We start from the raw sequence: 25330 nt of genomic DNA, 5'->3' as shown, positions 1-25330 counted from the left end.
TTTTAAAAAGACGCTGCATGACTTCTGGCACACTGTGACAGAAAGGTGGCGAAGGGGTGTCCGCTGTGGGTCTACGGGAACGCAAGAAGGAGAAGACGCGCCTCGCGCTCCTCGACGCGGCGCTCGACCTGTTCCTCGAACAAGGATACGAGTCCACCACGATCGAGCAGATAGCGGGGGTCGTCGAAGTCTCTCCCCGCACCTTCTTCCGCTACTTCACCGGCAAGGACCATCTCGTGCTGTGGTTCCACGACCACGGCGAGGAGATCCTGCTGGAGGAGTTCGCCGCTCGTCCCGCGGACGAGCCCCCGTTCACGTCGCTCATGCACGGCCTGCGGGCCATGGTGGACGACATGCAGGGGTCAACGCCGGAGGACACCGAGAGGTTCCTGAAGCTGCGGCAACTATTCGATAAATATCCACATCTGGTGGGACAGTCGGTGGCCCGGGGCGCCGTCACGGAGATGCGGCTGGCCGAGGCCGTCGCCGCCCGCAGGGGCGTCGCCCCCGAGGACGATCAGCTGACGTACCTGATCGTGGCGTTCGCGATGTCCACCATGCGCATCGGCTTCGAGTGCCCGCGCAGGGAGACCACCATGCCGGAGATCGTCTCGCGCATCTCCGAGGCGGTCGCGCTGGCCGAGGCGTCGCTGCGGCCCGGCTGGGACACCCGCCCGGCGGCCTAGTTCATCGTGGGGTCGTCGGGGCAGGTCGCCACGAAGGCCAGCTCGCCCGGCTGGCGCCGCAGCACGTGCCGCCAGAGCGAGCCGGGGTCGCCGTGGAAGGTGTCGCCGGCCTCGGAGTCGACGACGTACCAGGCGCCCTCGGCGATCTCGCTCTCCAACTGGCCGGAGGTCCAGCCGGCGTATCCGGCGAAGATCCGCATCTGCGCGATCTCGCCCTGGAGGATCTCCGGGGGCGCGTCGAGGTCGACCGTGCCCAGGCGAGAGACGGCCGGGGTGCCGGCGTGCAGCCTGCGCCAGCCGAGCGGCTCCTCCCCGCTCGGGACCGCCGCGAGGGCGAGGGCGCTGTCGGTCTGGACGGGGCCGCCCTCGAACAGCACCGGCGGCCCGGTCACCAGCGGGTCCCAGACCGGCAGCACCTGTGTGACGGAGATGTCGCTCGGCCGGTTGAGCACCACGCCGAGCGTGCCGCCGTCGTGGTCGTGTTCCAGGATGAGCACGACGCTACGCCGGAAGTTGGGGTCGTCAAGAAGCGGCGTCGCCACCAACAAACCGCCGACGTAGATCGCTTCCGCCATACCTCCATCATGATGGGTGTGACGGGCTTCCGCTCCCCCGGCTCGGCCATGTTACTTTCTGTGCACTTATGGGCACGATCTGTGGCAAAGATCACGCTTGCGGGGCTCGGGAGGAGCACATGCGCATCGGTACACGCCTCGTCCTGGCCGCCCTTCCCGTGGGCGCGGCCGTGCTGCTTCCGTCGTCCGCGCAGGCGTGGCCGCTGCCCGACCGGGGTGACCCGTTCACGATGACGACCGACCGGCTCGCATGCGGCTCGGGGTCCGTACGGGTCACGCTGCGCAACCAGACCCCGCAGCTCGCCCGGTTCGACCTGCGGGTGGACGCGAGGAGCGTGGCGACCGGCTCGATCCCGGCCCGCAAGCAGGTGGTCAGGACGGTCCGGATCGACCGGGGCACCACCCGCGAGATCGAGGCGTTCTCGGTCACCGACGCCCGTCCCGACACGCTCATCGACTCCACCCGGGTGCGCAACGACTGCTCCTGGGGGCGGGAGCGCAGGCACGGCCGCCTGCCGTACACCGGGCCGCCGTCCGACCTGTGGGGCAAGCTGGCCACGGCGGCCGGGCTCGTGGTGATGGGCGGGATCCTGTGGTGGTACGGCTCCGTCTGGCCCCGTTCGGTCCCCGACGGCCCCCTGTGATCCCGCCCGCGCCCCTGCCCGCGATCTCGCCCGCGCGTGAGGCCTCGTCGTGCCGCGTCAGGCGTCCCGCGGGACGAACGCGCCCGCGCGGGCCGCGGCCAGCGTGCGCAGCGCCGCGTCCCGGGCGACCGCCAGGTCCACCGGCTCCTTGGTGACCAGCAGGCGGTAGTAGAGCGGCGCGGAGATCGCCCTGATCACCTCCATGCCGTCGGTGCCCTCGGGCAGCTCACCCCGCTTCACCGCGAGGTCGACGACCTTCGCCCACTCCTCGATGCGCCGCAGGTAGAACGCGCGCAACGCCTGGACGGCCTGCGCGTCGGAGGTGCCCGCCGCGATCACCGCCTGGAACGTGGCCCCGAGCCGGTGGTCGGTGACCGCGCCCACGACGGCCGCGGCGTTGGCCAGCAGGTCGTCCTCGATGGATCCCGTGTCGGCGTGCGGTGACGACTGCTCGGCCAGCTCGGTCATCAGGTCCGTCACCAGCCCGGCCCTGCTGCCCCAGCGCCGGTAGACCGTGGTCTTGCCCACGCCGGCCCTGGCCGCCACCTGGTCCATGGTCAGCCCATGGAAACCGTGCTCGACCAGCTCGTCCTGAGTGGCCTCCAGCACGGCCGCGCGCACGCGCGCGGTGCGGCCCCCTGGCCGCACAGTCCCCGCCAAACGGGACTCTTGTTCCATTAACGCCCCTTTCGTGCTATCGTCATGCCGCATCTTAACGGAACTTTCGTCCCATTAGAGGGATGGCATGACCGTACTCGCCGATCGGCCCCGATCCGATCGCATGACGTCCGGGCAACGGCTGGTTCTGGTGCTCCTGCTGGGGTTCCAGTTCATGCTCGCCGTGGACTTCTCCATTCTGAACGTGGCGCTGCCGGTGATCGGTTCAGGTCTCGGCTTCGCGCTGTCCGCGCGGTGAGCGTGACCGCCGGCCTGCTCGCGCTGGTCTTCGGCCTCACCAGGGCCGGCGAGCACGGCTTCGCCGACCCCCTCGGCCTCGGCGCGCTGGCCGCGGCGCCGCCCTGCTCGTCGCCTTCTGGTACGTCGAGCGCCGCGCCGCCGCGCCCCTCGTGCCCGTCTCGATCCTGGCCAGGCCGAACGTGACCTGGGGCAACCTGGCCGGGCTGATCGCCTTCGCCACGGAGACGTCCCTCGTCTTCCTCATGACCCTCTACCTGCAGAAGGTGCTCGGCTACTCGGCCCTGGCGACCGGGCCGGCGTTCGGGGTGCTGGGGCTCGGCACCGTGCTCGGCGGCGTGCTCGCGCCCCGGGTCCTCGGCCGGCTCGGCAGGGGCCGGGCGCTGGCGGCCGGGTTCGGGCTCCAGGCCGTCGCGACGGCGTCGCTGGACGCCGGTCCCGGCTGGATCTGGCTGCTGCTGGCGGCCACGTTCGCGGGCGGGGTCGGGAACATGGTGGCGATCGTCGGGTTCATGGTGACGGCCACGTCCGGCCTGCCGGACTCCGAGCAGGGCCTGGCCACCGGCCTGGCGACGATGACCCAGCAGGTGGGCATCACCATGGGCATCACGGTCATGAGCGCCGTGGCCACGGCCGCGATGGGCACCGTGCTCCAGGGAGTGATCGTGGCGGTGCTCGTCAACGCCGCGCTCACGGCCGGCGGAGCGCTGATTTCCCGCAAGCGTTCGGCAATGTCGAACTGATCTGCGCTAGGGTGGCCGCCGTGGGAGAGACGATTCAATCGGTGGAACGGGCGGCCGCGATCCTGCGCCTGCTCGCGTCCGGCCCCCGCCAGCTCGGCGTGGCGGAGCTGGCCAGGGCGCTGGGCCTGCCCAAGGGCACGCTCCACGGCATCCTGCGCACGCTCGTCCGCGTCGGCTTCGTCGAGCAGGACGCCGCGACCGGCAAGTACCGGCTCGGGGCCACCCTGCTCCACCTGGGCAGCAGCTACCTCGACGTCAACGAGCTGCGCACCCGCTCGATCAACTGGGCCGACGCCCTGGCCGGCCGGAGCAGGGAGAGCGCCTGGATCGGCACCCTGCACGAGGGGCACGTGCTGGTGATCCACCACGTGTTCCGCCCCGACGACAGCATGCAGACCCTCCAGGTCGGCACCTACCTGCCGACGCACGCCAGCGCGCTCGGCAAGGTGCTGCTCGCCTACGACCCGTACGGGGAGTCGCTCGCGGCCCCGCCGCTGCCGGCCTGCACCGACCGGACGCTGGTCGACGCCGCCAAGCTGGAGGAGGAGCTGGAGCAGGTCCGGGCCAGGGGGTGGGCGGCCGAGATGGAGGAGCTCACCGAGGGGGAGGTCGCCATCGCCGCCCCTATCAAGGACCCGCGCGGCCTGGTGGTGGGCGCCATCGGCATCCGGGGGGCGGTCGAACGGCTGACCGCCGACGGCGCCCTGACCATGGAGTACGTCTCCTACGTCCGCGACGCCGCCCGCGCGATCACCCGCGATCTGGCCAGATGACCGGTTGAACAACACCGGGGCAAACACGTAACATCGCTCACATCGTTCGACAATGTCGAACCCCAACTCCCAAGCGAGGAACCTCGTGCCTCGACCGCACTACATCGCAGCCATCGACCAGGGCACCACGTCCAGCCGGTGCATCGTCTTCGACCAGGCCGGCAACATCGTCACCGTCGCCCAGCGCGAGCACCGCCAGATCTTCCCCAAGCCCGGCTGGGTCGAGCACGACGCCGAGGAGATCTGGCAGTCGGTGCGGACCGTCATGGCCGAGGCCACCGAGGGGCTCGACATCGCCGCGCTAGGCATCACCAACCAGCGCGAGACCACCGTCCTGTGGGACCGGGAGACCGGGCGTCCCGTCTGCCCGGCGATCGTGTGGCAGGACACCCGCACCGACGCGCTCACCCGCATGCTCGCCGAGCACGAGGGGCTGTTCAAGGAGAAGGCCGGCCTGCCGCTGACCACGTACTTCTCCGGGCCGAAGATCCGCTGGCTGCTCGACGCGTACGGGCTGCACGAGCGGGCCGGGCGCGGCGAGGTGCTGTTCGGCACGATGGACAGCTGGCTGCTGTGGAACCTGACCGGCCGCCACCTGACCGACGTGACCAACGCCAGCCGCACGATGCTGATGAACATCCACACGCTGAGCTGGGACGACGACCTGCTCGCCGCCCTCGGCGTGCCGCGCGCGATGCTGCCGGAGATCCGCCCGTCCGCCGAGGTCTACGGCCACACCGCGGCCGGCGTGCCGGTGGCCTCCGCGCTCGGCGACCAGCAGGCGGCGCTGTTCGGCCAGACCTGCTTCGAGCCCGGCGAGACCAAGAGCACCTACGGCTCGGGCAGCTTCCTGCTGATGAACACCGGCCAGGAACCCGTCGTCTCCCGGCACGGCCTGCTGACCACCGTCGGCTACCAGATCGGCGACGGCCCGGCCACGTACGCGCTGGAGGGCGCGATCGCCGTCACCGGCTCGCTGGTGCAGTGGCTGCGCGACAACCTGGGCCTGATCTCCAGCGCCGCCGAGATCGAGACGCTGGCCAAGACCGTCGACGACAACGGCGGCTGCTACTTCGTCCCGGCCTTCTCGGGGCTGTTCGCGCCCCACTGGCGCTCCGACGCCCGCGGCGTGATCGCCGGGCTGACCGGGTTCGTCACCAAGGGCCACATCGCGCGGGCCGTCCTGGAGGCCACCGCCTGGCAGACCCGCGAGGTCGTCGACGCGATGAACGCCGACTCCGGCCTCGACCTGACCACGCTGCGCGCCGACGGCGGCATGACGGCCGACAACCTGCTCATGCAGACGCTGGCCGACGTGCTGGCCGTCCCCGTGATCAGGCCGATGGTCGCCGAGACCACCGCCCTCGGCGCCGCGTACGCCGCCGGCCTGGCCACCGGCTACTGGCCCGACCTCGACAGCCTGCGCGCCAACTGGCACAAGGCGTCGGAGTGGCGGCCGGAGATCGACGAACAGGCCCGCGCGCGGGAGTACCGCAATTGGAAGAAGGCCGTGGCCCGCACCCTCGACTGGGTCGAACAGTAGGACTGGAGCACCTCATGAACATCGCCATCGGCGCCGACCGGGCCGAGGTCCGGCACGAGCTCTCCCGCGCCACGTACGACCTGCTGGTGATCGGCGGCGGCATCCTCGGCACCTCCGTCACCTGGATGGCCGCGCAGGCGGGGCTGCGGGTGGCGATGGTCGAGGCGGGCGACTTCGCCGGGGCCACCTCCAGCGCGTCGTCCAAGCTGGTCCACGGCGGCCTGCGCTACCTGCAGACCGGCAACGTCAAGCTGGTCGCCGAGAACCACCGCGAACGCCGCGCCCTGGCCGGCGACATCGCACCCCACCTGGTCAAACCGCTCAACTTCCTGGTGCCGATCTACAAGGGCGGCCCGCACGGCGCGGCCAAGCTCGGCGCCGGCGTCTTCCTGTACTCCGCGCTGTCGGTCTTCGGCGACGGCATGGGCAAGGTCATCACGCCGCACCAGGCCATGGCCCGCGTCCCGGCGCTGCGCAGCGAGGGCCTGCGCGCCGCCGCCGTCTACGGCGACCACCAGATGAACGACAGCCGCGTCGCCGTCATGACCGTGCGCGCGGCCGTCGACGCGGGCGCGGTCGTGCTCAACCACGCCGAGGTCGTCGGGCTGCGCAAGTCGGGCGGCAGCGTGACCGGCAACGTGACGGGGGCCGAGCTGCGCGACCGCCTCGACGGCACCGAGTTCGGGGTGGACGCCCGGCTCGTCCTCAACGCCACCGGCCCGTGGGTGGACCACCTGCGCCGGATGGAGGACCCGCACGCCGCGCCGAGCATCAGGCTCTCCAAGGGCGCCCACCTGGTGATGCGCCGCCACGACCCGTGGAAGGCCGCGCTCACCACGCCGATCGACAAGTACCGGGTCTCCTTCGCCATCCCGTGGGAGGACCACCTGCTGCTCGGCACCACCGACGAGGCGTACGAGGGCGACCCGGCCGACGTGCGCGCCACCGACGCCGACATCGCCCAGATCCTCGACGAGGCCGGTCACGCCGTGCGCGACAGCCAGCTCCGCCGCGAGGACATCACCTACGCCTTCGCCGGGCTGCGCGTGCTGCCCGGCGGCCCCGGGCAGGTGTCGGCCGCCAAGCGGGAGACCGTGGTGACCAGGGGCGCCGGCGGCATGCTGTCGGTCGCGGGCGGCAAGTGGACCACCTACCGGCACATCGGCAGGCACGTCCTGGAGACCCTCTCCCGCCTGCCGGGCCGGCCGCTCGGCGACGACCTGGCCGACATCCTGCCCGCCGTGCCCCTGCCGGGCCTGGCCAGCCCCGACGCCGTCGCCATGCGCCTGTGGACCGAACGCGAGCCGGGCGCCCGCATGGACCCGCTGGTCGCCCGCAACCTGGCCACCCACTACGGCACGATCGCCTTCGACGTGGCCCGGCTCATCCGCGACGACCCCTCGCTCGGCGAGCGCATCCACCCCGACGGGCCCGACATCTGGGCCCAGGCCGTCTACGCCCGCGACCACGAGTGGGCGGCCACCGTCGACGACGTCGTGCGCCGCCGCACCACGCTCACCGTGCGGGGGCTCGACACGCCCGACGTCCGCACCCGCATCGAGCAGCTCCTCGCCTGACCGTCACCCGGGCCGCGGCGGCCCTCCGCCGCCGCGGCTGCGACGAACGTCACCGCAGATCACAGGTTCGAGGCGGCCGGTACGGGGAATCCGATATGTCGCATCCGTCGCCGAGGACCCCCGGGCCCCAGAGCCGGCGTCGGAGCGCCTACCGGCCGAACCCTCTTCTGCCGCCCCAATGGAGGTGACGTCATGTCCGCCAAGTCCCGGCTGCACATCGCGATGGTGGCTCCCCCGCGGTTCGAGAACCCGCCCCGCTCGTACGGCGGTGTCAAGGTCATGATGGACGACCTCGCCCGGTCCCTGCTCAGACTGGGCCACCAGGTCACCCTGATCGGCGCGGGCCGGTCGGGCACTTCCCCCCACGTCCTGGCCGCCTACACCCAGCCGCCCTCCCACCCGCTGGACGAACCCGTCCCTGGGACGGCGGTCCCCGACGTCCGGCCGGCGGACCTGGACGTGGACGTCGTCCACGACCACTCCCCCGCGGGCTCGGTGACCGCCCTGACCCCCCGCATCCCGACGGTGACGACCGTGCACGGCCCGGCCTCGGGCGAGCAGGCCGAGCGCTACCGCCGGCTCGGCGACTCCGTCGGCCTGGTGTCCACCTCGACGTTCCAGCGCATGCAGGCCCCCGACCTCAACTGGCTGGGCACCGTGCACAACGGCGTGGACCTGAAGAGCTTCCCCTTCCGCGAGCGCAAGGAGGACTACGCGCTCTTCCTCGGCCGGTTCAGCCCCGGCAAGGGCGCCCACCTGGCCATCGACGCCGCCCGGCGGGCCGGCCGGCGCATCCTGCTCGCCGGCCGGCTGAACGAGCCGTCCGAGCACGAGTACTTCGACAGCCACATCCGCCCCCGGCTCGGCGAGGACGCCGTCTATGTCGGCGAGGCCGACGGCCCGCGCAAGCGCGAACTGCTGGCCGACGCCCACTGCCTGCTCTTCCCCAGCCGCCGGGAGGAGGCGTTCGGCATGGTCATGATCGAGGCCATGGCGAGCGGCACGCCGGTGGTCGCGCTGCGCGGCGGCGCCGTGGGCGAGGTCCTCGTGGACGGCATCACCGGCTACGTCTGCGACGACCCCGCCGACCTGGCCGAGGCGGTCGAGGCCGCGGGCGGCCTGAACCCGGCCGACTGCCGCATGCACGTCAAGCGCAACTTCGACGCGCTCGGCATGGCCATGGGCTACGAGAAGATCTACGAACTGAGCATCCGCGACCGGCGTCCGGCGCCGTTCGCCGCCTGACCGGCGCGTCCCCGTGCGGCGGATCGCCGCCGCACGGGGTGTCGCCCCCGTCCCGGGGGAAGGGGGTAGGCATGCGCACTGCCATGAACGAGGCCCTGATCAGGCATTTCACCGACCTGCGCGACGGCGTCCACGGCGGCGTCACCGCGCGGGAGGACAAGGAACGCCTGTTCGCCACGGCGGTCGAGCTGCTCGACCCGGTGGCGCGGGCGACGCTGGACGAGTTCAACGCCGACCTGCTCCTCGGCACCGGGCAGGTGGTGGCCAGCGGGCTCACCAGGTCGCAGGAGGGCGGGCTCAACGCCATGTGGTCGCTCACGTGGCCGGAGCAGCGCGACAAGGACATCCTGCCGATCGCGATCGTGGCCCACTACGGCGCCGACTTCCACCACCCGCACCTGCGCGGCAACACCGTCGGCGACTGGCCGCTGAACGTCTTCGACCACTCGGACGCGGCGGGCCAGCTCACCACCCTGCGCGCCATCGCCGCCGCCGACGCCCACAACCTGGTCTTCCAGGAAAGCTACCGCCTCATCCCCGCCGTAACCCACACGTAGACAGCTCTCCGCGCCTTCCAGATCCTCCGCATTCAGGGGCTTCCGCCCTCAGGCACCTCCGCCCCTCAGGAGCTTCCGCCTTCACGGGACCTCCGCCTTCACGGACCTCTGGCCCTCAGGAGCCTCCGCCTTCACGGACCTCTGTTCTGGGGTTCCGTCCGCGCGGGCCCTTCGCGTTTTTCTGTCCTTACGGCTTCGCGTGGTCCAGCCACCCGCCGTACTTCGGCTGGTGGCCTTCCAGGGCACGCCCTCTGACCCTTCACCGGCGCGCCGCCGTGACGGTGCGCTCTGTGGGCCCTCCGGGTGGGGTGCTCGCCGGGGCCGGACCGGGTCGGAACCGGCCCCGGGCGGGATCACGCCTCGGTGAAGCCGCGGGCCCGGCCGCCGGCGCTCTCGCGGACCGCGGCGGCCACCGCCGTCGCCACGTCGGGGTGGAAGACGCTCGGCACGATGTAGTTGGGGCCCAGCTCCTCCGGGGTCACCACGGCCGCCAGCGCGCCCGCCGCGGCCAGCAGCATCTCCTGCGTCACCCCGCCGGCCTGCGCGTCGAGCAGGCCGCGGAACACGCCCGGGAAGGCCAGCACGTTGTTGATCTGGTTGGGGTAGTCGGAGCGGCCGGTCGCCACCACGGCGGCGTGCTCGCGCGCGTCGTCGGGCGAGACCTCGGGCTCGGGGTTGGCCAGCGCGAACACCACGGAGTCCTTGGCCATCGTCGCGATGTCGTCGCCGGTCAGGATGCCGGGCGCGGACACGCCCACGAACACGTCGGCGTCCTTGACCGCGCCGCGCAGGTCGCCCGCGTAGCCGTCGGCGTTGGTGTGCTCGGCGATCCAGCGCAGCGAGTCGTCGAGGTCGTCGCGGCCCTTGTGCACGGCGCCCAGGTAGTCGCAGACGACCACGTTGCGGGCGCCGGCGGCCAGCAGCAGCCGCAGCACCGCGTTCCCGGCCGCGCCGGCGCCGGCCATCGTGATCTTGACGTTCTCGATGGACTTGTTCACCACGCGCAGCGCGTTGGTCAGCGCCGCCAGCACGCAGATCGCGGTGCCGTGCTGGTCGTCGTGGAAGACCGGGATGTCCAGCAGCTCGCGCAGCCGGCGCTCGACCTCGAAGCAGCGCGGCGCGCCGATGTCCTCCAGGTTGATGCCGCCGAACCCGGGCGCGATGAGCTGCACCGTGCGGACGATCTCGTCGACGTCCTGGGTGTCGAGGCAGATGGGCCAGGCGTCGATGCCGGCGAACCGCTTGAACAGGGCGGCCTTGCCCTCCATGACCGGCAGCGCGGCCTCCGGCCCGATGTTGCCCAGGCCCAGCACCGCCGACCCGTCGGTGACCACGGCCACCGAGTTGCGCTTGATCGTCAGGCGCCGCGCGTCCTCCTTGTTCCTGGCGATGGCCATCGACACGCGCGCCACGCCCGGGGTGTAGGCCATGGACAGCTCGTCGCGGTTGCGCAGCGGCACCTTCGACTTCATCTCGATCTTGCCGCCGAGGTGCATGAGGAACGTGCGGTCGGAGACCTTGTGGATGACGACGCCCTCGACCGCCTCCAGCTGGTCGACGATGGCCTGCGCGTGGTCGGTGTCGCGCGCGGCGCAGGTGACGTCGATGCGGAGCTTCTCGTGGCCCGCGTTGGTGACGTCGAGGGCGGTCACCACGCCTCCGGCCGACTCTACGGCGTGGGTGAGCTGGCTCACGGCCTTGCCGCCTGCGGGCACCTCGAGACGCACGGTTATGGAGTACGACACACTCGGGACGGTCGCCACGTCAATCGCTCCTTCGGGACTGACCAAGAAGTCATCCAAGGATAGGGGGCATCAGGTCAACCCAGTGCCGTCGCTGCGGTGACGATGAGATCGACACACGCGGGGACGGGAATCGTCGTGCTGTCGAGCACAAGGTGATAGTGGCACGGATCACCCGGATCCGCCCGGTAGAAGTGGCGGACGTAGGCCGTCCTGGCCCGGTCGTTGTCCTCGATGACGGCCCGCGCCTCCCGCTCGCTCGTGCCGCTCAGCGTGGCCGTCTGGCGGACCCGGCGATTCAGCGGCGCGTCGAGCCGGACGTGCAGGGCGCCGGGATGGTCGGCCAGCACCAGGGCGCCGGCACGGCCCAGGAAGACGCCTCCCTGGGCCAGGGCCATCTCCTTCATCATGCGCTCGGTGCGCCGGACGAACTCCTCCGGCGGCAGCGGCATCGCGCCCGGGACGTACATGTCCACGCCGCCGAAGGTGACCGTGGGCAGCCGGATGGCGCCCGACAGCAGCCTGCCGAGGCCGTGTTCGGCGCGGTCGTCGTGGGCCAGCGCCTCCTCCAGCGTGCAGCCGAGCTCCTTGGCCACGGCGCTGGGGATGGCACGGTCGACGAAGGGCACGCCGAGCCGTTCGGCGACGGCCGGGCCGATGAGGCTGCCGGCCGTGCCGTAGGCCGCGGAGATCGTGACGACCCGCATACCCCCAGGTTAGAACAGGGCGCTCGCCAATGCTCTACGCGCTTTCGCCAAAGATGGGTCGTCTGACGGCAACGCGTCGAAAAGGCCGAGCAAGTGCTTTCTGGCCCGGTCGCGGTCGTCGCCCGACGTGCGCTTGACCACGGCCACCACGCGCTCGAACGCCTCGTCGACCGCGCCGGAGAGCATCTCCAGGTCGGCGGCCAGGAGCTGCGCCTCGATGTCGGACGGGTCCTGGGCGCGCCGCTGCACCTCGGCCGGGTCGGCCTCGGAGGTGCGCTTGATCAGCCCGACGCCGGCCAGGCCCATCTTGGCGTCCTCGTCGCCGGGGACGCGGGCCAGCAGGCGCTGGTAGGCCGCCTCGGCCGCGTCGAGGTCGCCCGCGTCGATGGCCTGCTCGGCCGCCACCAGGTCGGGGTCGGCGGGCGGCCCGTCGGGCGCCTGCGGCCCCTCCTCGGCCGCCGGCGGCCGGGCGTCGGGGTTGGCCTGGTAGAACTGCTCGACCGCGCCCATCAGCTCGTCGAGCCAGCGGCGCACCTCCTGCTCGGGCAGCACCTGCTGGAAGCCGGTGACGGCCTGCCCCTGGAAGATGGCCAGCACGGTCGGCACGGCCTGCACCCGCAGCGCCTGCGCGATCTGGGGGCTGGCGTCGACGTTGACCTTGGCCAGCACGGCCCGGCCGCCCAGGTCGCCGATCACCTTCTCCAGCACCGGGCTGAGCTGGGCGCTGCCGGGCGCCCTCGGCGACCACAGGTCGAGCACCACCGGCACGGTCATCGACCGGTCGATGACGTCCGTCGTGAACGTCTCCTCGGTCACGTCGACGACCGAGGCCGAGGTGGCCCCCTGGGGACCGGCGGCCTCCCGCCGGGCCTGGGCCTCCAGTGCCTGTTTGCGCGCGCCCAGGTCCACAGCTCCGTAGAGCGACCCGGGCCTAGAGAAGTCCGCCATGCTCCTCATCTTGCCGCATGGACGGGCCCGCGAAGTCACCCGCCGCCACCCTCAGCGTGCGGAGCTGGTCGAAGATCTGGCGGAGTTCGTCCTCGGCGTACATCGTGAGGCCGAACTCGGCGGCCATCAGGTCGTCGGTGGCCCGGCGCACGACCTCCCTGCCCTTGGCGGTGATCTCGGCCAGCACGCCGCGGCCGTCGCGGGGATTGGGCAGGCGGCAGACGAACCCGGACTTCTCCAGCCTGTCCACCGTGTTCGTGACGCTGGTGGGGTGGACCATGAGCCGTTCGCCGATCTTCCACAGCGGCAGCGAGCCGGTGTGGCTGAACGTCAGCAGCACCAGGGCCTCGTAGCGGGCGAAGGTGAGGTCGTGGGGTTTGAGCAGGGAGTCGAGCTGCGACAGCAGGATCTGCTGCGCTCTCATGATCGAGGTGACCGCGGCCATCGCGGAGGAAGGCCCGAAGCGGGCACGCCAGCTCTCCGCGGCGCGGTCGATGGGATCGAACGGCAGATTGAGCGGCTTCGGCTGGGACACAGCGCTACGGTAGCGTGCCTCTCGTCCCGGTTTCGTCGGGCCACCTGGAGCGACAGGCTTCACCGCTTGACCAAGAATCCGACCGTCAATCATCACGCTCCGTTATGGTTCTCTCACGTAAGGTGACGCGGAAGCCAAGTCCATCTGCCGTGGGGACGGGTCTGGGCTGGCATTCTTCCGCTTTGCCGAGGGCACGGGGGGTGCTTGGTGAACATCAACGGGATACAGGGTGCGTGAGCACGCGGGCGTTACACGCGAGGAGCTGAAGCACAGCGCGGCCGTGACAGTGGCGGTGCTGCTCGCTCTCGGCCTGGTCGCGGCGTGGAACGTCCTGATACCCGGCGTCGACGCGTGGGAGAACATCCTGGCCGCGGTCATCGGCTCGCTGCGGATGACCGGGCCGGTGGCGGCGGCGTTCGCCGCGTGGGTGGCGCTGCGCAAGCGGCGCGCCCTGCGCGGGCGCTCGCTCACGACGTGGCGGGCGCTCAAGGCGCCGCTGGCGATCGTGGTGGTGGTGCTGGGCTCGTTCGGCGCGACGGTGCTGGTGCTGGCGGTCAAGACCGTGCTCACCGACCAGGCGGGGCGGCTCAGCCTGTCCGGCCTGGGCATGGGCATGGCGGGCCTGGCGCTCTACGCGGTGATCGGGTGGGTGGCCGGCTGGGTCGTGCCCAAGGCGCTCACGCCGCCGATCGCGGGGCTGGCCTGCTACGTCGCCTTCTCCTGGCTGGCCGACGACCGGGGGCTGGCCGACCGGCTGGTGCCGGGCACGGGCGAGCCGTACGACCTGTTCCAGGGGCTGGGCGGGGCGCCGTTCTTCGACCAGACGATCTGGCTGCTCGGCATCACCTGCGCGCTGCTGCTCGGCTGGGCGGCGCTGGTGACCAGGCAGGCCCTGGTGCTTGCGTGCGCGCTGCTGGCCGTGCTGGCCGCGGGCATGGGCGTGTCGCGGATGCTGGCCCATCCCAAGCCGGCCGCGGCCGAGGACATCGCCTACGCCTGCCAGGAGTGGCCGATCACGGTCTGCCTGCACCCCGGGATGCGGGCCGGGCAGACCGAGCTGGGCGCGGTGTTCACGCAGATCGCCTCGCGCCTGGCCGGCACGCCGGCCGCGTTCACGCGGGTGGAGCAGCGGCCGCTGGACGAGCCGCTGAAGCCCTCCAACGGCCTGGCGCCGATCCACGTGCCCGACCTGTCGGCGGGGTTCGCCGAGGAGGCGGCCTACGAGTACATCGACGCGCTGGCCGCCCGCTGCCCCGGCACGCCGGCCGACGGCTACCGGGAGATCGTGATGGCCTGGCTGCGCGGCGAGCCGCTGCCCGGCGGCCCGCTGCCCGAGCACCAGTACGCCGCGTCCTGGTTCTCCGGCCTCGACGAGCACCAGCGCAGGGAGTGGCTGCGCATGTTCTACAGCGACTTCCAGGCGTGCCGCCTGTCCAGCACGCACTTCGGCGGCGGTCCGGCCCCCACCGCCGTCATCACGCCCCCCACCGGCGCCACGCCCGAGAGCAGCCACGTCTACCCGGTCTATCCCGACCCCGGCACGGCGGGCACCACCGGCTGAGGACGAAGATGTCACCCCGCGGCTGGCAATGATGATCGCCGAGCGGGTAGTCATGCCCCATGACGACTTCCCAGACGACGTCGCCGGACCTGGCTCCCCGGCGGCGGCGCAGGTGGCGATATGCGGCGGGGTTCCTCGTCCTGGCGGTCCTGCTCGTGGTGGGCGGCCGGCTGGCCTGGACCTGGCTCAACCCGTTCGGAGAGCAGACCGTCGACCGCAGCCAGCCGGTGCTGCTGCAGTCCATCAAGGACCTCAGCCGGTTCGAGGCGGCCACGGGCACCTTCCAGGTCGTCGTCGACCTGGAGAAGGACGCCAACTTCCTGCCCGACGCGGTCAAGGGCACCCGCACGCTGTTCGTGGGCGCGGGCGGCGTCGACGCCTACGTCGACTTCTCGGCCATGGGGGCGGGCGCGGTGACCGTGAACAAGGAGCGCACCGAGGCCACCGTCCGCCTGCCGCGCGCCCAGTTGGAGAAGCCCAACCTGGACAACAGCCGCTCGTACGTGTTCGCCCAGCAGCGCGGCCTGCTCGACCGCGTCCAGGACTTCCTGTCGGGCTCCCCGGGCGACCAGCGCGAGCTGTACCTGCTGGCGGAGAAGAAGATCACCGAGGCGGCCGTGGCCAGCGACCTGCGGGCGCGGGCCGACGCCAACACCAGGTCGATGCTCACCGGCATGCTCAGGTCGCTCGGGTTCTCCAAGGTGAGCGTGAAGTTCGCCGACGAGCCCTGACGGGCGTCCTTACCTGCCCCGCGGGCCGCTCCACCTCGGGTGGGGCGGCCCGTCCGCGTTCCCGCCTAGGTATGCCGAGGCGTCCTTAGTCCATGGGCGCGCCTGCCTAAGTACCTCCCTACCTGCCCGAACCCCGGCAGATAGGACATCCGCCCGATGTGGCGGGAGGGGCCTTAGGAGGAGTCTTAAGAGTGCAGGGAACAAGGAACACGAACAGCGGGAGCATCGGATGAACGCCGAACTCGAGTACACCGTCATGCAGCACCACGCCGCCGAACTCCGTCGGGCCGCCGCCGAGCAGCGGCGCGTACGGGAAGCGCTGAAGGGACAGCGTTCCGAGCGTCGCCACCGCTCGGTCTTCGCCAAGTTCCTGGCTTCATGACCGTCCACAAGCAGCCCGGCCGCAGCCTCCCTCGCGGCCGGGCTGAGATGCCCCCTTAGGGGGGCGCGCCCGGCGCCGGATTCCTGGCCGGCCCGCGCGCAGCGTCAGCGACACCCCGGTCCCGTTCCTGGTGGGACCGGGGTGTCGCGCGTTCACGCCGTACGTCGCGGGGGCTCGTACGGCATCCGCGGGCCACTGACGGAAGATGTCAGGGATCAGCGCATACCGTCCGGGCATGGACAACAGCTTCGACTTCTTCGTCGGCACCTGGACCTCACGGCAGCGGCGGCTGCGCAAGGCGCTGGCCGGCAGCGACGAATGGTACGAGTTCACCGGCCACACCAGGTGCTGGAGCGTCCTGGACGGCGCGGGCAACATCGACGAGGTCACCTTCTTCGGCGAGGGCTCGGCCGGGGTGACCTTACGCCTGTACGACAAGGCGGCCGGCACCTGGTCGCTCTACTGGGCCGGCAGCGCCACCGGCATGTCGCTGCCGCCCGTCACGGGCCGCTTCGACGACACCGGAGTCGGCCTGTTCACCTGCGACGACGTGTACGACGGCCGGCCGATCCAGGTGGCCTACGTCTGGTCGGACATCGCTGCCGATTCGTGCCGCTGGGAGCAGCGCTTCTCCCCCGACGGCGGGACGACCTGGGAGACCAACTGGACGGCCGACTTCACCCGCCTCTCCTGAATCCTTTTCGGGGGTCGATGCCTCTCATGTCCGTACAACGGAACGAGACAATGGGAGAACGTCATGGTGATCGCCATCGCGGCCGGGGCTGCGGCCGTACTGATCTGCACGTGCGTGGTCGTCCTGCGGCGAAGGAGCAAGGAACGTGGCTGACCCCCGGCGCCTCGGCACGGCGGCCGGGCCCGGCGCCCCGGCGCCGGAGCCGGCCGGCGGCGGGCGCGCATGGTCGGACGAGCAGCTGATCAACGCGGCCCGGGCCGGCGACGCCGACTCGATCGCCGCGCTGGTGTCGGGCGCCCACCCGCACGTGCGGCGCTTCGCCCACACGCTGTGCGCCACGCCGGAGGACGCCGAGGACGCCGCCCAGGAGGCGCTGATCGTCCTGTACCGCAAGATCGGCACTCTGCGCGCGTCCGGGGCGCTGGCCTCGTGGATGTTCCGGATCATCCGCAACGAGTGCATCAGGCGGGCCCGCCTGATGCTGCGCCCCGGGCCGCCGGCGCCCTCCTCGGCCGCCGCGCAGTCGGCAGAGGAGGAGATGTTCGAACGGCTGGAGGCCGCGCGGGTGGCCGAGGCCATCGCGGCACTCCCCGCCGACCAGCGGCGGGTGCTCATCATGCGGGACGTCCAGGGGCTCAGCGGCCGCATGGTCGCCGACGCCCTCGGGCTGAGCGTCCCGGCGATGAAGTCCCGCCTGCACCGCGCCCGTGCGACCGTGCACGGCCTGCTGTCCCAAGGAGCCCTCCATGACTGAGCCCACCGCGGGGACGTCGCTCCCCCGTCACCTGGCCCGCGGCGCGCTGGGCTTCGGCGCGCTGATCGCCTCGGTCGCGCTGATCCCGTGGACCGGGCCGGTCAGCCTGGTGCTCGCCGTCGTCGGGGCGATCGCCCTGCGCGGGTGCCCGGCGTGCTGGGTGATGGCGCTGGTGCAGCTCGTCTCGATGGGACGCATGCAGCGCCAGTGCACCGACGGCGTGTGCGAGCTGGTCCCGGCGGGCGGGCGGCACACGGGCAAGGGCGCGGCTCATTGACCGCGCTCTGACCGGCGACCGCGCGATCAGGGGGCAGAAGCCAGGCCCACCCGACGACAGCGATCGGGTGGGCCAGGACGGGTCAGGGCACGCGGATGATCAGCGCGTCGCCCTGCCCGCCCCCGCCGCACAGGCCGGCCGCCCCCAGGCCGCCGCCCCGCCGCTTCAGCTCGTAGGCCAGCGTCAGCACGATCCGCGCCCCCGAGGCCCCGATCGGGTGCCCGAGCGCGATGCCGCCGCCGTTGACGTTCACCTTGTCCAGCGGCACGCCGAGCTCCTTGGCCGACTGCAGGACCACGCTCGCGAACGCCTCGTTGATCTCGATCAGGTCGAGGTCGTCGGGGGTCAGCCCCTGCTTGGACAGCGCGTGCTTGATGGCGTTGGCCGGCTGCGACTGCAGGGACGCGTCGGGCCCGGCCACGTTGCCGTGCCGGCCGATCTCCGCCAGCCACGGCAGCCCGAGCTCCTCGGCCTTGGCCTTCGACATGACCACCACGGCGCACGCGCCGTCGGAGATCTGCGAGGCCGAACCGGCGGTGATGGTGCCGTCGGTGGCGAAGGCCGGGCGCAGCTTGGCCAGCGTCTCGGCGGTGGTGTCGCCGCGGATGCCCTCGTCCTCCCGGACGACCACCGGCTCGCCGCGGCGCTGCGGGATCTCGACCGGGACGATCTCCTCCTCGAAGACGCCGTTCTTGGTGGCGGCGGCGGCGAGCTGGTGGGAGCGGGCCGACAGGGCGTCCTGCTCGTCGCGGGCGATGCCGAGCCGGGCGTTGTGCCGCTCGGTCGACTCGCCCATCGCGCACTGGTCGAAGGCGCAGAACAGGCCGTCGTGGGCCATGGAGTCGACCACGTCGGAGCCGCCGTACTTGACGCCCTTGCGCAGCCCCGGCAGCAGGTGGGGGGCGTTGGTCATGGACTCCATGCCGCCCGCGACCACGATGTCGAACTCGCCGGCGCGGATGAGCTGGTCGGCCAGGGCGATGGCGTCGAGGCCGGACAGGCAGACCTTGTTGACGGTCAGCGAGGGCACGGTCATCGGGATGCCGGCCTTGACGGCGGCCTGGCGGGAGGGGATCTGGCCCGCGCCCGCCTGGAGCACCTGGCCCATGATCACGTACTCGACGGCCTCGGGGGCCACTCCGGCACGTTCCAGGGCGGCCTTGATGGCGATGCCGCCGAGCTCCACGCCCGACAGCCCGGACAGGGCGCCGAGCAACTTGCCGATGGGGGTACGAGCTCCGGCGACGATGACGGAACTGGACATTGGCGGCGGCCTCCTGTGCTCACGAGGGGTTCTTTGACACCATACCCACGAGTAGGAGCTCGCCCGCTATGGAGGTAGGCCACACAATGTTCATGCGCATCGACCACATCGGGATCGCCTGCCACGACCTGGAGGAGAAGATCGCGTTCTTCTCGGAGACGTTCGAGCTGACCGTCGTGGCCCGCGAGGTCAACGAGGCGCAGGGCGTCAAGGAGGCGATGCTGCACATCGCCGACGGCGAGGGCGGGGGCTCCTACATCCAGCTCCTGGAACCGCTTTCCGACGACTCGCCGGTGGGGAAATTCCTCGCCAAACGGGGCGAAGGTGTCCATCATGTGGCATTTGGGGTTTCCGACGTCGCCGAGGCCATGACTAAGATCAACGAGAAGGGCGTGAGGGTGCTGGACGAACGTCCGCGTCACGGTTCGATGGGGTCGCAGATCGCGTTCCTGCACCCCAAAGATGTGGGAGGAATGCTCACCGAGTTGGTCCAAGCGGCCTCGCGCTAACAAACGGAAATATCGTTCATAAGTAACTAGTCACGCAGAAAGCTGGACGGGGCCCGAAGGTGGCACCAGCGGAGTACGCTGGCTTCCCACCGGACAGGGAGCCTGCCGCGAGGCACAGGCTCCTGGCTCGGCTGCCCCGAACCCCCCGTCCGGCCCGTGTAGCCGTCTCGACAACCCAGGATCGAGCCTCCATGCAGTCCGACATCGACGCCCAGCTCAACAACTTCTTCGAGGACGCCCCGGCACGCGAGTTCGACGTCGTGCTCAGGGGCTACGACCGGCACCAGGTGCACGACCACCTCAAGCAGCTCGACCTGGAGCTACGCCAGTCCAGGGAGCAGGTCACCAACCTGCAGCGCGATCTGTCCGACTCCCAGCGCCAGCTGCAGGAGCAGGAGCGTCCGACGTACTCCGGTCTCGGCGCCCGCATCGAGCAGTTGCTGCGCCTGGCCGAGGAGCAGGCCACCGAGCTCGTGCAGGCCGCCCGGACCGAGGCCAACGAGATCAAGGCCGCCGCCAAGGTCGAGGCCGCCGACCTGCGGGCCGCCGCCGAGGCCGAGGCCGCCGAGAAGCGGGCCCAGGCCACGCGGGAGAGCGACGACATGCGCTCCACCGCCGAGCGGGACGCCGAGGAGATCCGCTCCACCGCCCGCCGCGAGGCCGACGAGCTGACCAATACCACCGAGCGCGAGGCCGCCAAGCTGCGGGCCACCGCCGACCACGAGGTGGCCGAGAAGCGGGCCGACGCCGAGCGCGAGATCGCCAAGCTGCGCACCACCACCGAGCGCGAGGTGGCGCAGCTGCGCGCCTCGACCAAGCGCGAGCGCGACGAGGTGCTGACCACCGCCAAGCGGCAGGCCGACGAGATGCGCGCGCAGGCTCAGCGGGTGCTGGAGGAGTCGGAGGCCAAGCGGGCCCAGGACGAGGCCGAGTTCGAGATCCAGCTCGCCTCCCGCCGGGAGGAGGCCGAGCGCCAGGAGGCCGAGCGCCACGCCACCGCCCAGGCCAACACGCAGAAGATGGTCGCCGAGGCCGAGCAGCGGGCCGCCACGGCCGAGTCGCGCGCCACGAAGGCCACCCAGCAGGCCGAGCAGACGCGCCGCGAGGCCGACCTGCACGCCAAGCAGCTCGTCGCCAACGCCCGCAAGAGCGCCGAGACGATCATGTCGGAGGCCAAGACCAGCGCCGAGACGATCGTCACCGAGGCGAAGAACGACGCCGAGCGCACCCGCACCACGATGCAGCGCCAGGTCGACGAGCTGACCAGGCAGCGCGACAGCATCACCAGCCACCTGGCCCAGCTGCGCCAGCTGCTCGGCGGCGCCGCCCTGCCGGGCCTGGAGCCGGAGCCCGCGGTCGCCGCGGCCCCGGCCAAGCCGGCCATCGCCGCGCCGGCCGCCGAGCCGGTCGCGCCGCCCACGACGCCCGCTCCCAAGGTCGAGGCCAAGAGCGAGGACGACGCGGAGTGGTGGCAGGAGTGACGGCGGGCTAGTCGGAGACCGCACACGGGGGCAGCGAACGGTTGGAGAGAGAGCCTGGTGACCTTGGGTCGCTAGGCTCTCTTTCTGTTTCACCGACACCTCCCGTCCCCCTAGGAGCCCCCGTGTCCGCAGAAACCGAGCCCAGGACCGCCGCGGAGGCCGAGGAGCCCGAGTCGTCCCAGGAGGCCGGGCCCGCCGAGGAGCCGGCGCCGTACGGGCTTCCGGGCAAGCCGTTCGCCCGCGGGCCGTTCCTGTTCGGGCTGGTGGGCGGGCTGGGCGTGCTGACCGCCATCGCGCTCGCGCAGATGATCGAGAAGTCGCTCAGCACGATCATCCTCATCGTCGTGGCGATGTTCCTGGCCGTGGGCCTCAACCCGGCGGTCGAGGCGTTGCAGCGGCGCGGCCTGGGCAGGCGGCCGGCGATCTCGATCGTGTTCACCGGGGTGGTCGTGGCGTTCGCGCTGTTCGGCCTGGCCGTGGTGCCGCCGGTCAGCCAGCAGTTGTCGGAGTTCATCGCGGCCGTGCCCGGCTACATCACCGACCTGAGCAACCATCCGACGGTCCGCCAGATCGAGGCCGAGTACCACGTGCTGGCGCAGGTGCGCCAGTTCGTGACCAGCACGCTCGGGCCCGCGCTGGCCAGCGGCATCATGGGCGCGGGGCTGGTGGTGCTCAACGGCGTGTTCACCACGGTGACGCTGCTGGTGCTCATGCTGTACTTCCTCGGCTCGCTGCACACGATCAAGGAGTACCTGCTCAAGCTCGTCCCGGCCTCGCGCCGGCCGCGTACGTCGGCCATCACCGAGCAGATCCTCACCGGCATCGGCGGCTACGTCGCGGGCAACGTGCTCATCTCGGTCATCGCGGGCGTGCTGACCTGGATCTTCCTGTCGATCGCCGGGGTGCAGTACGCGCTCGCGCTCGCCCTCGTGGTGGCCCTGACCGACCTGATCCCGCTGGTGGGCGCCACGATCGGCGCGGTGCTGGTCACCGGGGTCGCGCTGCTGCAGTCGCTGCCCGCCGGCATCGCCTGCGCCATCTTCTTCGTCGTCTACCAGCAGGTCGAGAACTACTTCATCTACCCCAGGGTGATGAAGCGCTCGGTGGACGTGACGCCCGCCGTGACGGTGATCGCCGCGCTGTTCGGCGGCGCCCTGCTCGGCATCGTCGGGGCGTTGCTGGCGATCCCGGTGGCGGCGGCCATCGCGCTGATCATCCGGGAGATCGTGCTGCCCCGCCAAGCTCGGTCCTGAGGAACTCGGTCACCGTCGCGTTGAACGCCTCCGGCTGCTCGACCGCGCTCAGGTGACCGGCCTTGGGGATGACCTCCAGCCGGCCGTCGGGCGCGGCCCGTGCCATGGCCTCGGCGTCGGCGGGCGGTGACAGCTCGTCCTCCTCCCCCACGACGATCAGCAGGGGCACCTTGAGCTCGCCCAGCGTGCCGAAGGAGTCGGGACGCGCGGCCATGGCCCGTTGCGCCCAGGCCACGGCCCCCGGCGGGGCCGACTGCACCAGGCCCTTGACCCGGCCGAACACCATGGCCCTGCGTTCCTTGGTCGTGGGCCCGATGAGCGCCGGCAGCACCTCGGTGACCAGCACCTCGCTGCCCTCGTCCAGCACGGCGCGGGCGATGCGTTCCCGGTTGTCCCTGGCGGCGGGCGGGTCGGTGCCGGCCTTGGTGTCGGCCAGGACCACGCCCAGCACCCGGTCGGGGTGCCGGCGGCAGAAGGCCATGGTCACGTAGCCGCCCATCGACAAGCCGCCGACCACCGCGCGGTCGATGCCCTCGTCGTCGAGCAGCCGGGCGACGTCGTCGGCCATCAGGTCGAGGGAGGGCTCGTCGTCGCCCAGCCGGGAGCCGCCGAACCCGCGCAGGTCGGGGGTGATGACCCGGCAGACGGCCGACAGCCCTTCGCGCTGGGCCAGCCACATCGCCGACGACAGCGGGAACGCGTGAAGCAGCACAACCGGGAGTCCGCTCCCGGCCGATCTCGTGTAGAGCTGCACGGACCACACGGTAGCCCGGTTCACGGACACATTCACTTATTGACCTATGCCGGTATACCGCGATAAGCCCGACCGCTTCCGGACGTTGCCCTACGGTGGCGCCGGCACGCACAATTCCAGGCGAGGTGATAGCGATGGCCGGAACCCGTCCCGCCCTCCCCGACGCCACCAACAACGCCTTCCTGCAGGAGGCGCTCAACGAGGTCAACGCCCACCGGGCCAAGCACCACGCGCCCCCGCTCACGATGGACCCGCTGCTGGTCGGGTACGCCAGGTCCAGGGCCGCCTCGCGCTCCGAGCACGAGGGCCTGAGCGCCGGGCACGACGGCCTGCGCGCGGGCACCGGCGAGTGCCTCTTCTGGCACCCCGGGGACGCCACCGCCGGGGACGCCGTCGCCGCCTGGCACGACCGGGCGGCCGGTGACAGCCGGGCGGAGGCCACCGGCGACTTCGGCCGGCTCGTCCGGGCGGGCACCACCCGGATGGGCGCCGGCCGCGTGGCGGGAAACGGCGGCCGGTCGTTCGAGACGTACGTCGTCCTCGTGTTCGAGCCGCCGGGCGAGCCCGGGGCCGTCTGAGGCCCCAGGCGCACGGGGGGTCAGCCGATCGCGGTGGCCCCGCCGTCGACGAACAGCACCTGCCCGGTCATGTACGCCGACGCCTCCCCGGCCAGGAACACGGCCGGCTGGGCCATCTCCTCCGGCGTGCCCCAGCGCCGCATCGGCACGCCGGCGACCGTGGCCGCGGCGGCGGCCTCGTCCTGCCACAGGTTGCGGTTGAGGTCGGTGGCCGTCCAGCCGGGGCACAGGGCGTTGACCCGGACGCCCGCCGGCGCCCACTCGGCCGCCAGCGTCTTGGTCAGGGCCACCAGCCCGGCCTTGGCGGCGGCGTACGGGGCGAGCAGCGGCGCGCCGCGCGCCGCCACCGAGGCCACGTTGATCACCGAGCCGGAGCCGCGGCCCAGCAGGTGGGGCGCGACGGCATGGCAGACGGCCATGGCGGAGTCGAGGTTGAGCCGCATCAGCTTGTCCCAGCCGGACAGGCGCAGGTCCTTGAACTCGACCAGGAAGTTCGAGCCGCCGGCGTTGTTGACGACGACGTCGAGGTGCCCGAGCCCGTCGATCGAGGCGGCGACGGCCGCGGCGGCCGCCGCGCGGTCGGTGAGGTCGGCCGGGATCACGACGGCCCGCCTGCCGAGCGCCTGGACCTCCTTGGCCACCTCGGCCAGGGGCTCGGCCGACCTGCTGACCAGGGCGACGTCGGCGCCCGCCGCGGCGTAGGCGAGCGCGATGGCCCGCCCGATGCCCTTCGACGCCCCGGTGACCAGAGCCGTCCTGCCGGACAGGTCGAACGCGCCCACACTGCCTCCTCGCTCGGAACCGAACAAGATTCTACAAAGCTTGCCCGGCCCGCGCCATGCCCGTACCGCCCCAGATCACGACAGGACGGGCGCCGCGGGCGCGGCCGGAGCCTGCGGCGCTGCCGGCAGCCCGTGCGCGCGCACGCAGGCGGTGAACGCCTTCCCGCCGTCGTCCGGCCCGCTCTCCCCGTACGACGCCGCCGCCCCGCCCGTCACGGCGGCGAAGACCAGGGCGGCCAGGACCACCCGCCCGGTGATCGAACCCTTCATGATGACTCCTCCGCTTTCGTCCGACGCTCCCAGCGAACCCCGCCCCCGGTTACCGCCCGGGAACGACGGCGGTTACCCCGCTGTAACCCCGCTCTGGGCATGCTGGGCGGACCATGAGGGTGCTGGAGGTGACCGTCAGATGTCCGTCGGCAGCGGGTACGCCGCCGGATTGACCCGCCGGACGATCTCGTTCAGCACGATCCGGACGTACGGCTCGCCCACCCACAGGTGCTTGGCGCCGTCGACCCCGATGACCTCGGCCTGCGGCACCCTGGCGAAGCGCCGCCGGGCCTCCTCCGGACGCAGGTAGTCGTCGAACTCGGGCACCATCGCCACCAGCGGCCGGCCGAACCTGGCCCAGGCGTCGAGGTCGTCGTCGGTGGCCCTGTGGAGCGGCGGCGAGAGCAGGATCGCGCCCTCGACCAGGGGGTCGTGGGCCCACTTCAGGGTCAGCTCGGTGCCGAAGGACCAGCCCACCACCCACACCCGCGGCAGGTCGTTGAACTCTGCGTACTCCAGCGCCGCCGCCACGTCGAACCGCTCGCCCTCGCCGCCGTCGAAGGCGCCCCCGGAGGTGCCGCGTTCGGAGCTGGTGCCGCGGGTGTTGAAGCGCAGCACGGCGAGGTCGGCGAGCGCGGGCAGCCGGTTGGCGGCCTTCTTGTAGACGTGGCTGTCCATGAACCCGCCGTGGGTGGGCAGCGGGTGCAGGGTCACCAGCGTCGCCACGGGCGGCCGGTCGAGGGGCTGGGCCAGCTCGCCGACCAGGGTCAGGCCGTCGGCCGTCTGCAGCTCGATCGGTTCACGCCTGGCGGGCAGCACGGTGGCCGCGCGAATCTCCACGGGGGTCCTC

Annotated in this window: 31 protein-coding genes; 20 read left to right on the top strand and 11 right to left on the bottom strand. The window is 71.8% G+C overall.

The annotated features are described in order from the left end of the window. The first annotated feature begins 56 nt into the window (after positions 1-56). Positions 57-686 (top strand): TetR/AcrR family transcriptional regulator, encoded by a 630-nt coding sequence (locus ACIBQ8_RS29405; RefSeq protein ID WP_397169616.1) that lies wholly within the window; start codon positions 57-59, stop codon positions 684-686. On the opposite strand, the gene ACIBQ8_RS29400 is transcribed toward ACIBQ8_RS29405, so the two are convergent. Then, complete coding sequence (locus tag ACIBQ8_RS29400) at positions 683-1261, bottom strand: YqgE/AlgH family protein (protein WP_352326141.1); 579 nt, start codon at positions 1259-1261, stop codon at positions 683-685. The two genes, ACIBQ8_RS29405 and ACIBQ8_RS29400, sit on opposite strands and share 4 nt — an antisense overlap. 119 nt (positions 1262-1380) lie before the next feature. Here ACIBQ8_RS29400 and ACIBQ8_RS29395 point away from each other — a divergent pair, with 119 nt between their 5' ends. Further along, positions 1381-1905 (top strand): hypothetical protein, encoded by a 525-nt coding sequence (locus ACIBQ8_RS29395; protein WP_397169618.1) that lies wholly within the window; start codon positions 1381-1383, stop codon positions 1903-1905. Between the two features lie 57 nt (positions 1906-1962). Here ACIBQ8_RS29395 and ACIBQ8_RS29390 read toward each other — a convergent pair whose 3' ends face one another. Continuing rightward, entirely contained in the window at positions 1963-2583 is a 621-nt protein-coding gene (locus ACIBQ8_RS29390; protein WP_397169620.1) for a TetR/AcrR family transcriptional regulator, read from the bottom strand. 67 nt (positions 2584-2650) lie between these two features. Between ACIBQ8_RS29390 and ACIBQ8_RS29385 the strand changes: the two genes are divergently transcribed. The 8 genes from ACIBQ8_RS29385 to ACIBQ8_RS29350 all read left to right on the top strand — a co-directional run bounded on the left by ACIBQ8_RS29385 (position 2651) and on the right by ACIBQ8_RS29350 (position 9258). Continuing rightward, the gene (locus ACIBQ8_RS29385; RefSeq protein WP_397193471.1) at positions 2651-2821 is read left to right on the top strand and encodes a hypothetical protein; all 171 of its coding nucleotides are present in this window, start codon (positions 2651-2653) and stop codon (positions 2819-2821) included. Next, positions 2818-3006, top strand: a complete 189-nt coding sequence (locus ACIBQ8_RS29380; protein ID WP_397193470.1) for a hypothetical protein — start codon at positions 2818-2820, stop codon at positions 3004-3006. The genes ACIBQ8_RS29385 and ACIBQ8_RS29380 overlap by 4 nt, the downstream gene beginning before the upstream one ends. After that, a complete protein-coding gene (locus tag ACIBQ8_RS29375) occupies positions 2925-3563 on the top strand; it encodes an MFS transporter (RefSeq protein WP_397193559.1) in 639 nt (212 codons plus the stop codon). The genes ACIBQ8_RS29380 and ACIBQ8_RS29375 overlap by 82 nt, the downstream gene beginning before the upstream one ends. Before the next feature lie 20 nt (positions 3564-3583). Next, the gene (locus ACIBQ8_RS29370; RefSeq protein ID WP_397169624.1) at positions 3584-4336 is read left to right on the top strand and encodes an IclR family transcriptional regulator; all 753 of its coding nucleotides are present in this window, start codon (positions 3584-3586) and stop codon (positions 4334-4336) included. Positions 4337-4388: 52 nt separating this feature from the next. Next, on the top strand, positions 4389-5879 hold the full coding sequence (glpK, locus tag ACIBQ8_RS29365) for a glycerol kinase GlpK (protein WP_397193469.1): 1491 nt from the start codon (positions 4389-4391) through the stop codon (positions 5877-5879). Between the two features lie 14 nt (positions 5880-5893). Beyond that, on the top strand, positions 5894-7456 hold the full coding sequence (locus ACIBQ8_RS29360; protein WP_397169627.1) for an FAD-dependent oxidoreductase: 1563 nt from the start codon (positions 5894-5896) through the stop codon (positions 7454-7456). Between the two features lie 192 nt (positions 7457-7648). Beyond that, positions 7649-8701, top strand: coding sequence for a glycosyltransferase family 4 protein (locus tag ACIBQ8_RS29355; RefSeq protein WP_397193468.1), 1053 nt, complete (start codon positions 7649-7651; stop codon positions 8699-8701). A 71-nt stretch (positions 8702-8772) separates the two neighbouring features. Continuing rightward, positions 8773-9258: a hypothetical protein gene (locus ACIBQ8_RS29350; RefSeq protein WP_397169631.1), complete on the top strand. Its 486-nt coding sequence runs from the start codon at positions 8773-8775 to the stop codon at positions 9256-9258. A gap of 353 nt (positions 9259-9611) precedes the next feature. On the opposite strand, the gene ACIBQ8_RS29345 is transcribed toward ACIBQ8_RS29350, so the two are convergent. Genes ACIBQ8_RS29345 through ACIBQ8_RS29330 form a run of 4 tightly spaced genes read right to left on the bottom strand, consistent with a single transcriptional unit; the run spans position 9612 to position 13190 of the window. Next, on the bottom strand, positions 9612-11021 hold the full coding sequence (locus tag ACIBQ8_RS29345) for an NAD-dependent malic enzyme (protein ID WP_357971089.1): 1410 nt from the start codon (positions 11019-11021) through the stop codon (positions 9612-9614). Positions 11022-11077: 56 nt separating this feature from the next. Continuing rightward, on the bottom strand, positions 11078-11707 hold the full coding sequence (locus ACIBQ8_RS29340) for an AAA family ATPase (RefSeq protein ID WP_397169633.1): 630 nt from the start codon (positions 11705-11707) through the stop codon (positions 11078-11080). Between the two features lie 9 nt (positions 11708-11716). Beyond that, entirely contained in the window at positions 11717-12655 is a 939-nt protein-coding gene (locus tag ACIBQ8_RS29335; protein WP_397169635.1) for a tetratricopeptide repeat protein, read from the bottom strand. After that, complete coding sequence (locus tag ACIBQ8_RS29330) at positions 12639-13190, bottom strand: MarR family transcriptional regulator (RefSeq protein WP_357971087.1); 552 nt, start codon at positions 13188-13190, stop codon at positions 12639-12641. Before ACIBQ8_RS29330 ends, ACIBQ8_RS29335 begins: the two co-directional genes overlap by 17 nt. Positions 13191-13419: 229 nt before the next feature. Here ACIBQ8_RS29330 and ACIBQ8_RS29325 point away from each other — a divergent pair, with 229 nt between their 5' ends. The 6 genes from ACIBQ8_RS29325 (at position 13420) to ACIBQ8_RS29300 (ending at position 17589) form a co-directional block, all read left to right on the top strand. Then, on the top strand, positions 13420-14751 hold the full coding sequence (locus ACIBQ8_RS29325; RefSeq protein ID WP_397169637.1) for a hypothetical protein: 1332 nt from the start codon (positions 13420-13422) through the stop codon (positions 14749-14751). Between the two features lie 59 nt (positions 14752-14810). Next, entirely contained in the window at positions 14811-15482 is a 672-nt protein-coding gene (locus tag ACIBQ8_RS29320) for a DUF4230 domain-containing protein (protein ID WP_397193467.1), read from the top strand. A gap of 229 nt (positions 15483-15711) precedes the next feature. Next, the gene (locus ACIBQ8_RS29315) at positions 15712-15864 is read left to right on the top strand and encodes a hypothetical protein (protein WP_397169640.1); all 153 of its coding nucleotides are present in this window, start codon (positions 15712-15714) and stop codon (positions 15862-15864) included. Positions 15865-16099: 235 nt separating this feature from the next. Beyond that, the gene (locus ACIBQ8_RS29310; RefSeq protein ID WP_397193466.1) at positions 16100-16558 is read left to right on the top strand and encodes a hypothetical protein; all 459 of its coding nucleotides are present in this window, start codon (positions 16100-16102) and stop codon (positions 16556-16558) included. Between the two features lie 145 nt (positions 16559-16703). Beyond that, entirely contained in the window at positions 16704-17312 is a 609-nt protein-coding gene (locus ACIBQ8_RS29305; protein ID WP_397169644.1) for an RNA polymerase sigma factor, read from the top strand. Beyond that, complete coding sequence (locus ACIBQ8_RS29300) at positions 17305-17589, top strand: hypothetical protein (protein WP_397169645.1); 285 nt, start codon at positions 17305-17307, stop codon at positions 17587-17589. Before ACIBQ8_RS29305 ends, ACIBQ8_RS29300 begins: the two co-directional genes overlap by 8 nt. Positions 17590-17671: 82 nt before the next feature. Here ACIBQ8_RS29300 and ACIBQ8_RS29295 read toward each other — a convergent pair whose 3' ends face one another. Then, positions 17672-18853: an acetyl-CoA C-acetyltransferase gene (locus ACIBQ8_RS29295; RefSeq protein ID WP_397193465.1), complete on the bottom strand. Its 1182-nt coding sequence runs from the start codon at positions 18851-18853 to the stop codon at positions 17672-17674. 86 nt (positions 18854-18939) lie between these two features. Here ACIBQ8_RS29295 and mce point away from each other — a divergent pair, with 86 nt between their 5' ends. From mce to ACIBQ8_RS29280, 3 genes are all read left to right on the top strand, one after another. Continuing rightward, complete coding sequence (mce, locus tag ACIBQ8_RS29290; protein WP_352350044.1) at positions 18940-19362, top strand: methylmalonyl-CoA epimerase; 423 nt, start codon at positions 18940-18942, stop codon at positions 19360-19362. Positions 19363-19553: 191 nt separating this feature from the next. Further along, positions 19554-20843 (top strand): DivIVA domain-containing protein, encoded by a 1290-nt coding sequence (locus ACIBQ8_RS29285; protein ID WP_352350042.1) that lies wholly within the window; start codon positions 19554-19556, stop codon positions 20841-20843. A gap of 122 nt (positions 20844-20965) precedes the next feature. After that, positions 20966-22096, top strand: a complete 1131-nt coding sequence (locus ACIBQ8_RS29280; protein ID WP_397193464.1) for an AI-2E family transporter — start codon at positions 20966-20968, stop codon at positions 22094-22096. Here ACIBQ8_RS29280 and ACIBQ8_RS29275 read toward each other — a convergent pair. Further along, complete coding sequence (locus ACIBQ8_RS29275) at positions 22056-22808, bottom strand: alpha/beta fold hydrolase (RefSeq protein WP_397193463.1); 753 nt, start codon at positions 22806-22808, stop codon at positions 22056-22058. The genes ACIBQ8_RS29280 and ACIBQ8_RS29275 overlap by 41 nt on opposite strands. Positions 22809-22984: 176 nt before the next feature. On the opposite strand from ACIBQ8_RS29275, the gene ACIBQ8_RS29270 reads away from it, so the two are divergent. Beyond that, positions 22985-23428: a CAP domain-containing protein gene (locus ACIBQ8_RS29270; protein ID WP_397169651.1), complete on the top strand. Its 444-nt coding sequence runs from the start codon at positions 22985-22987 to the stop codon at positions 23426-23428. 20 nt (positions 23429-23448) lie between these two features. Here the strand turns inward: ACIBQ8_RS29270 and ACIBQ8_RS29265 are convergent, their stop codons facing one another. The 3 genes from ACIBQ8_RS29265 to ACIBQ8_RS29255 form a co-directional block, all read right to left on the bottom strand. Continuing rightward, entirely contained in the window at positions 23449-24210 is a 762-nt protein-coding gene (locus tag ACIBQ8_RS29265) for an SDR family NAD(P)-dependent oxidoreductase (protein WP_397169652.1), read from the bottom strand. Between the two features lie 75 nt (positions 24211-24285). Next, entirely contained in the window at positions 24286-24480 is a 195-nt protein-coding gene (locus ACIBQ8_RS29260; protein WP_397169654.1) for a hypothetical protein, read from the bottom strand. Positions 24481-24615: 135 nt separating this feature from the next. Next, positions 24616-25320, bottom strand: a complete 705-nt coding sequence (locus ACIBQ8_RS29255) for an alpha/beta hydrolase (RefSeq protein WP_352324290.1) — start codon at positions 25318-25320, stop codon at positions 24616-24618. Positions 25321-25330 lie beyond the last annotated feature (10 nt).

Source organism: Nonomuraea sp. NPDC049646, assembly GCF_044465525.1.
In the GTDB taxonomy this organism is placed as follows: Bacteria; Actinomycetota; Actinomycetes; order Streptosporangiales; family Streptosporangiaceae; genus Nonomuraea.
Note: the sequence above shows the minus strand (reverse complement) of the source record. Positions and strands in the feature narration are given on the sequence as shown.

Bases quoted from the DNA above. Each gene is read 5' to 3' on its own strand.
- ACIBQ8_RS29400 (WP_352326141.1), bottom strand. From the start codon at position 1,261: ATGGCGGAAGCGATCTACGTCGGCGGTTTGTTGGTGGCGACGCCGCTT.
- ACIBQ8_RS29395 (WP_397169618.1), top strand. From the start codon at position 1,381: ATGCGCATCGGTACACGCCTCGTCCTGGCCGCCCTTCCCGTGGGCGCG.
- ACIBQ8_RS29390 (WP_397169620.1), bottom strand. From the start codon at position 2,583: ATGGAACAAGAGTCCCGTTTGGCGGGGACTGTGCGGCCAGGGGGCCGC.
- ACIBQ8_RS29385 (WP_397193471.1), top strand. From the start codon at position 2,651: ATGACCGTACTCGCCGATCGGCCCCGATCCGATCGCATGACGTCCGGG.
- glpK (WP_397193469.1), top strand. From the start codon at position 4,389: ATGTCGAACCCCAACTCCCAAGCGAGGAACCTCGTGCCTCGACCGCAC.
- ACIBQ8_RS29360 (WP_397169627.1), top strand. From the start codon at position 5,894: ATGAACATCGCCATCGGCGCCGACCGGGCCGAGGTCCGGCACGAGCTC.
- ACIBQ8_RS29355 (WP_397193468.1), top strand. From the start codon at position 7,649: ATGTCCGCCAAGTCCCGGCTGCACATCGCGATGGTGGCTCCCCCGCGG.
- ACIBQ8_RS29350 (WP_397169631.1), top strand. From the start codon at position 8,773: ATGCGCACTGCCATGAACGAGGCCCTGATCAGGCATTTCACCGACCTG.
- ACIBQ8_RS29340 (WP_397169633.1), bottom strand. From the start codon at position 11,707: ATGCGGGTCGTCACGATCTCCGCGGCCTACGGCACGGCCGGCAGCCTC.
- ACIBQ8_RS29335 (WP_397169635.1), bottom strand. From the start codon at position 12,655: ATGGCGGACTTCTCTAGGCCCGGGTCGCTCTACGGAGCTGTGGACCTG.
- ACIBQ8_RS29320 (WP_397193467.1), top strand. From the start codon at position 14,811: ATGACGACTTCCCAGACGACGTCGCCGGACCTGGCTCCCCGGCGGCGG.
- ACIBQ8_RS29315 (WP_397169640.1), top strand. From the start codon at position 15,712: ATGAACGCCGAACTCGAGTACACCGTCATGCAGCACCACGCCGCCGAA.
- ACIBQ8_RS29310 (WP_397193466.1), top strand. From the start codon at position 16,100: ATGGACAACAGCTTCGACTTCTTCGTCGGCACCTGGACCTCACGGCAG.
- ACIBQ8_RS29300 (WP_397169645.1), top strand. From the start codon at position 17,305: ATGACTGAGCCCACCGCGGGGACGTCGCTCCCCCGTCACCTGGCCCGC.
- ACIBQ8_RS29295 (WP_397193465.1), bottom strand. From the start codon at position 18,853: ATGTCCAGTTCCGTCATCGTCGCCGGAGCTCGTACCCCCATCGGCAAG.
- mce (WP_352350044.1), top strand. From the start codon at position 18,940: ATGTTCATGCGCATCGACCACATCGGGATCGCCTGCCACGACCTGGAG.
- ACIBQ8_RS29285 (WP_352350042.1), top strand. From the start codon at position 19,554: ATGCAGTCCGACATCGACGCCCAGCTCAACAACTTCTTCGAGGACGCC.
- ACIBQ8_RS29270 (WP_397169651.1), top strand. From the start codon at position 22,985: ATGGCCGGAACCCGTCCCGCCCTCCCCGACGCCACCAACAACGCCTTC.
- ACIBQ8_RS29260 (WP_397169654.1), bottom strand. From the start codon at position 24,480: ATGAAGGGTTCGATCACCGGGCGGGTGGTCCTGGCCGCCCTGGTCTTC.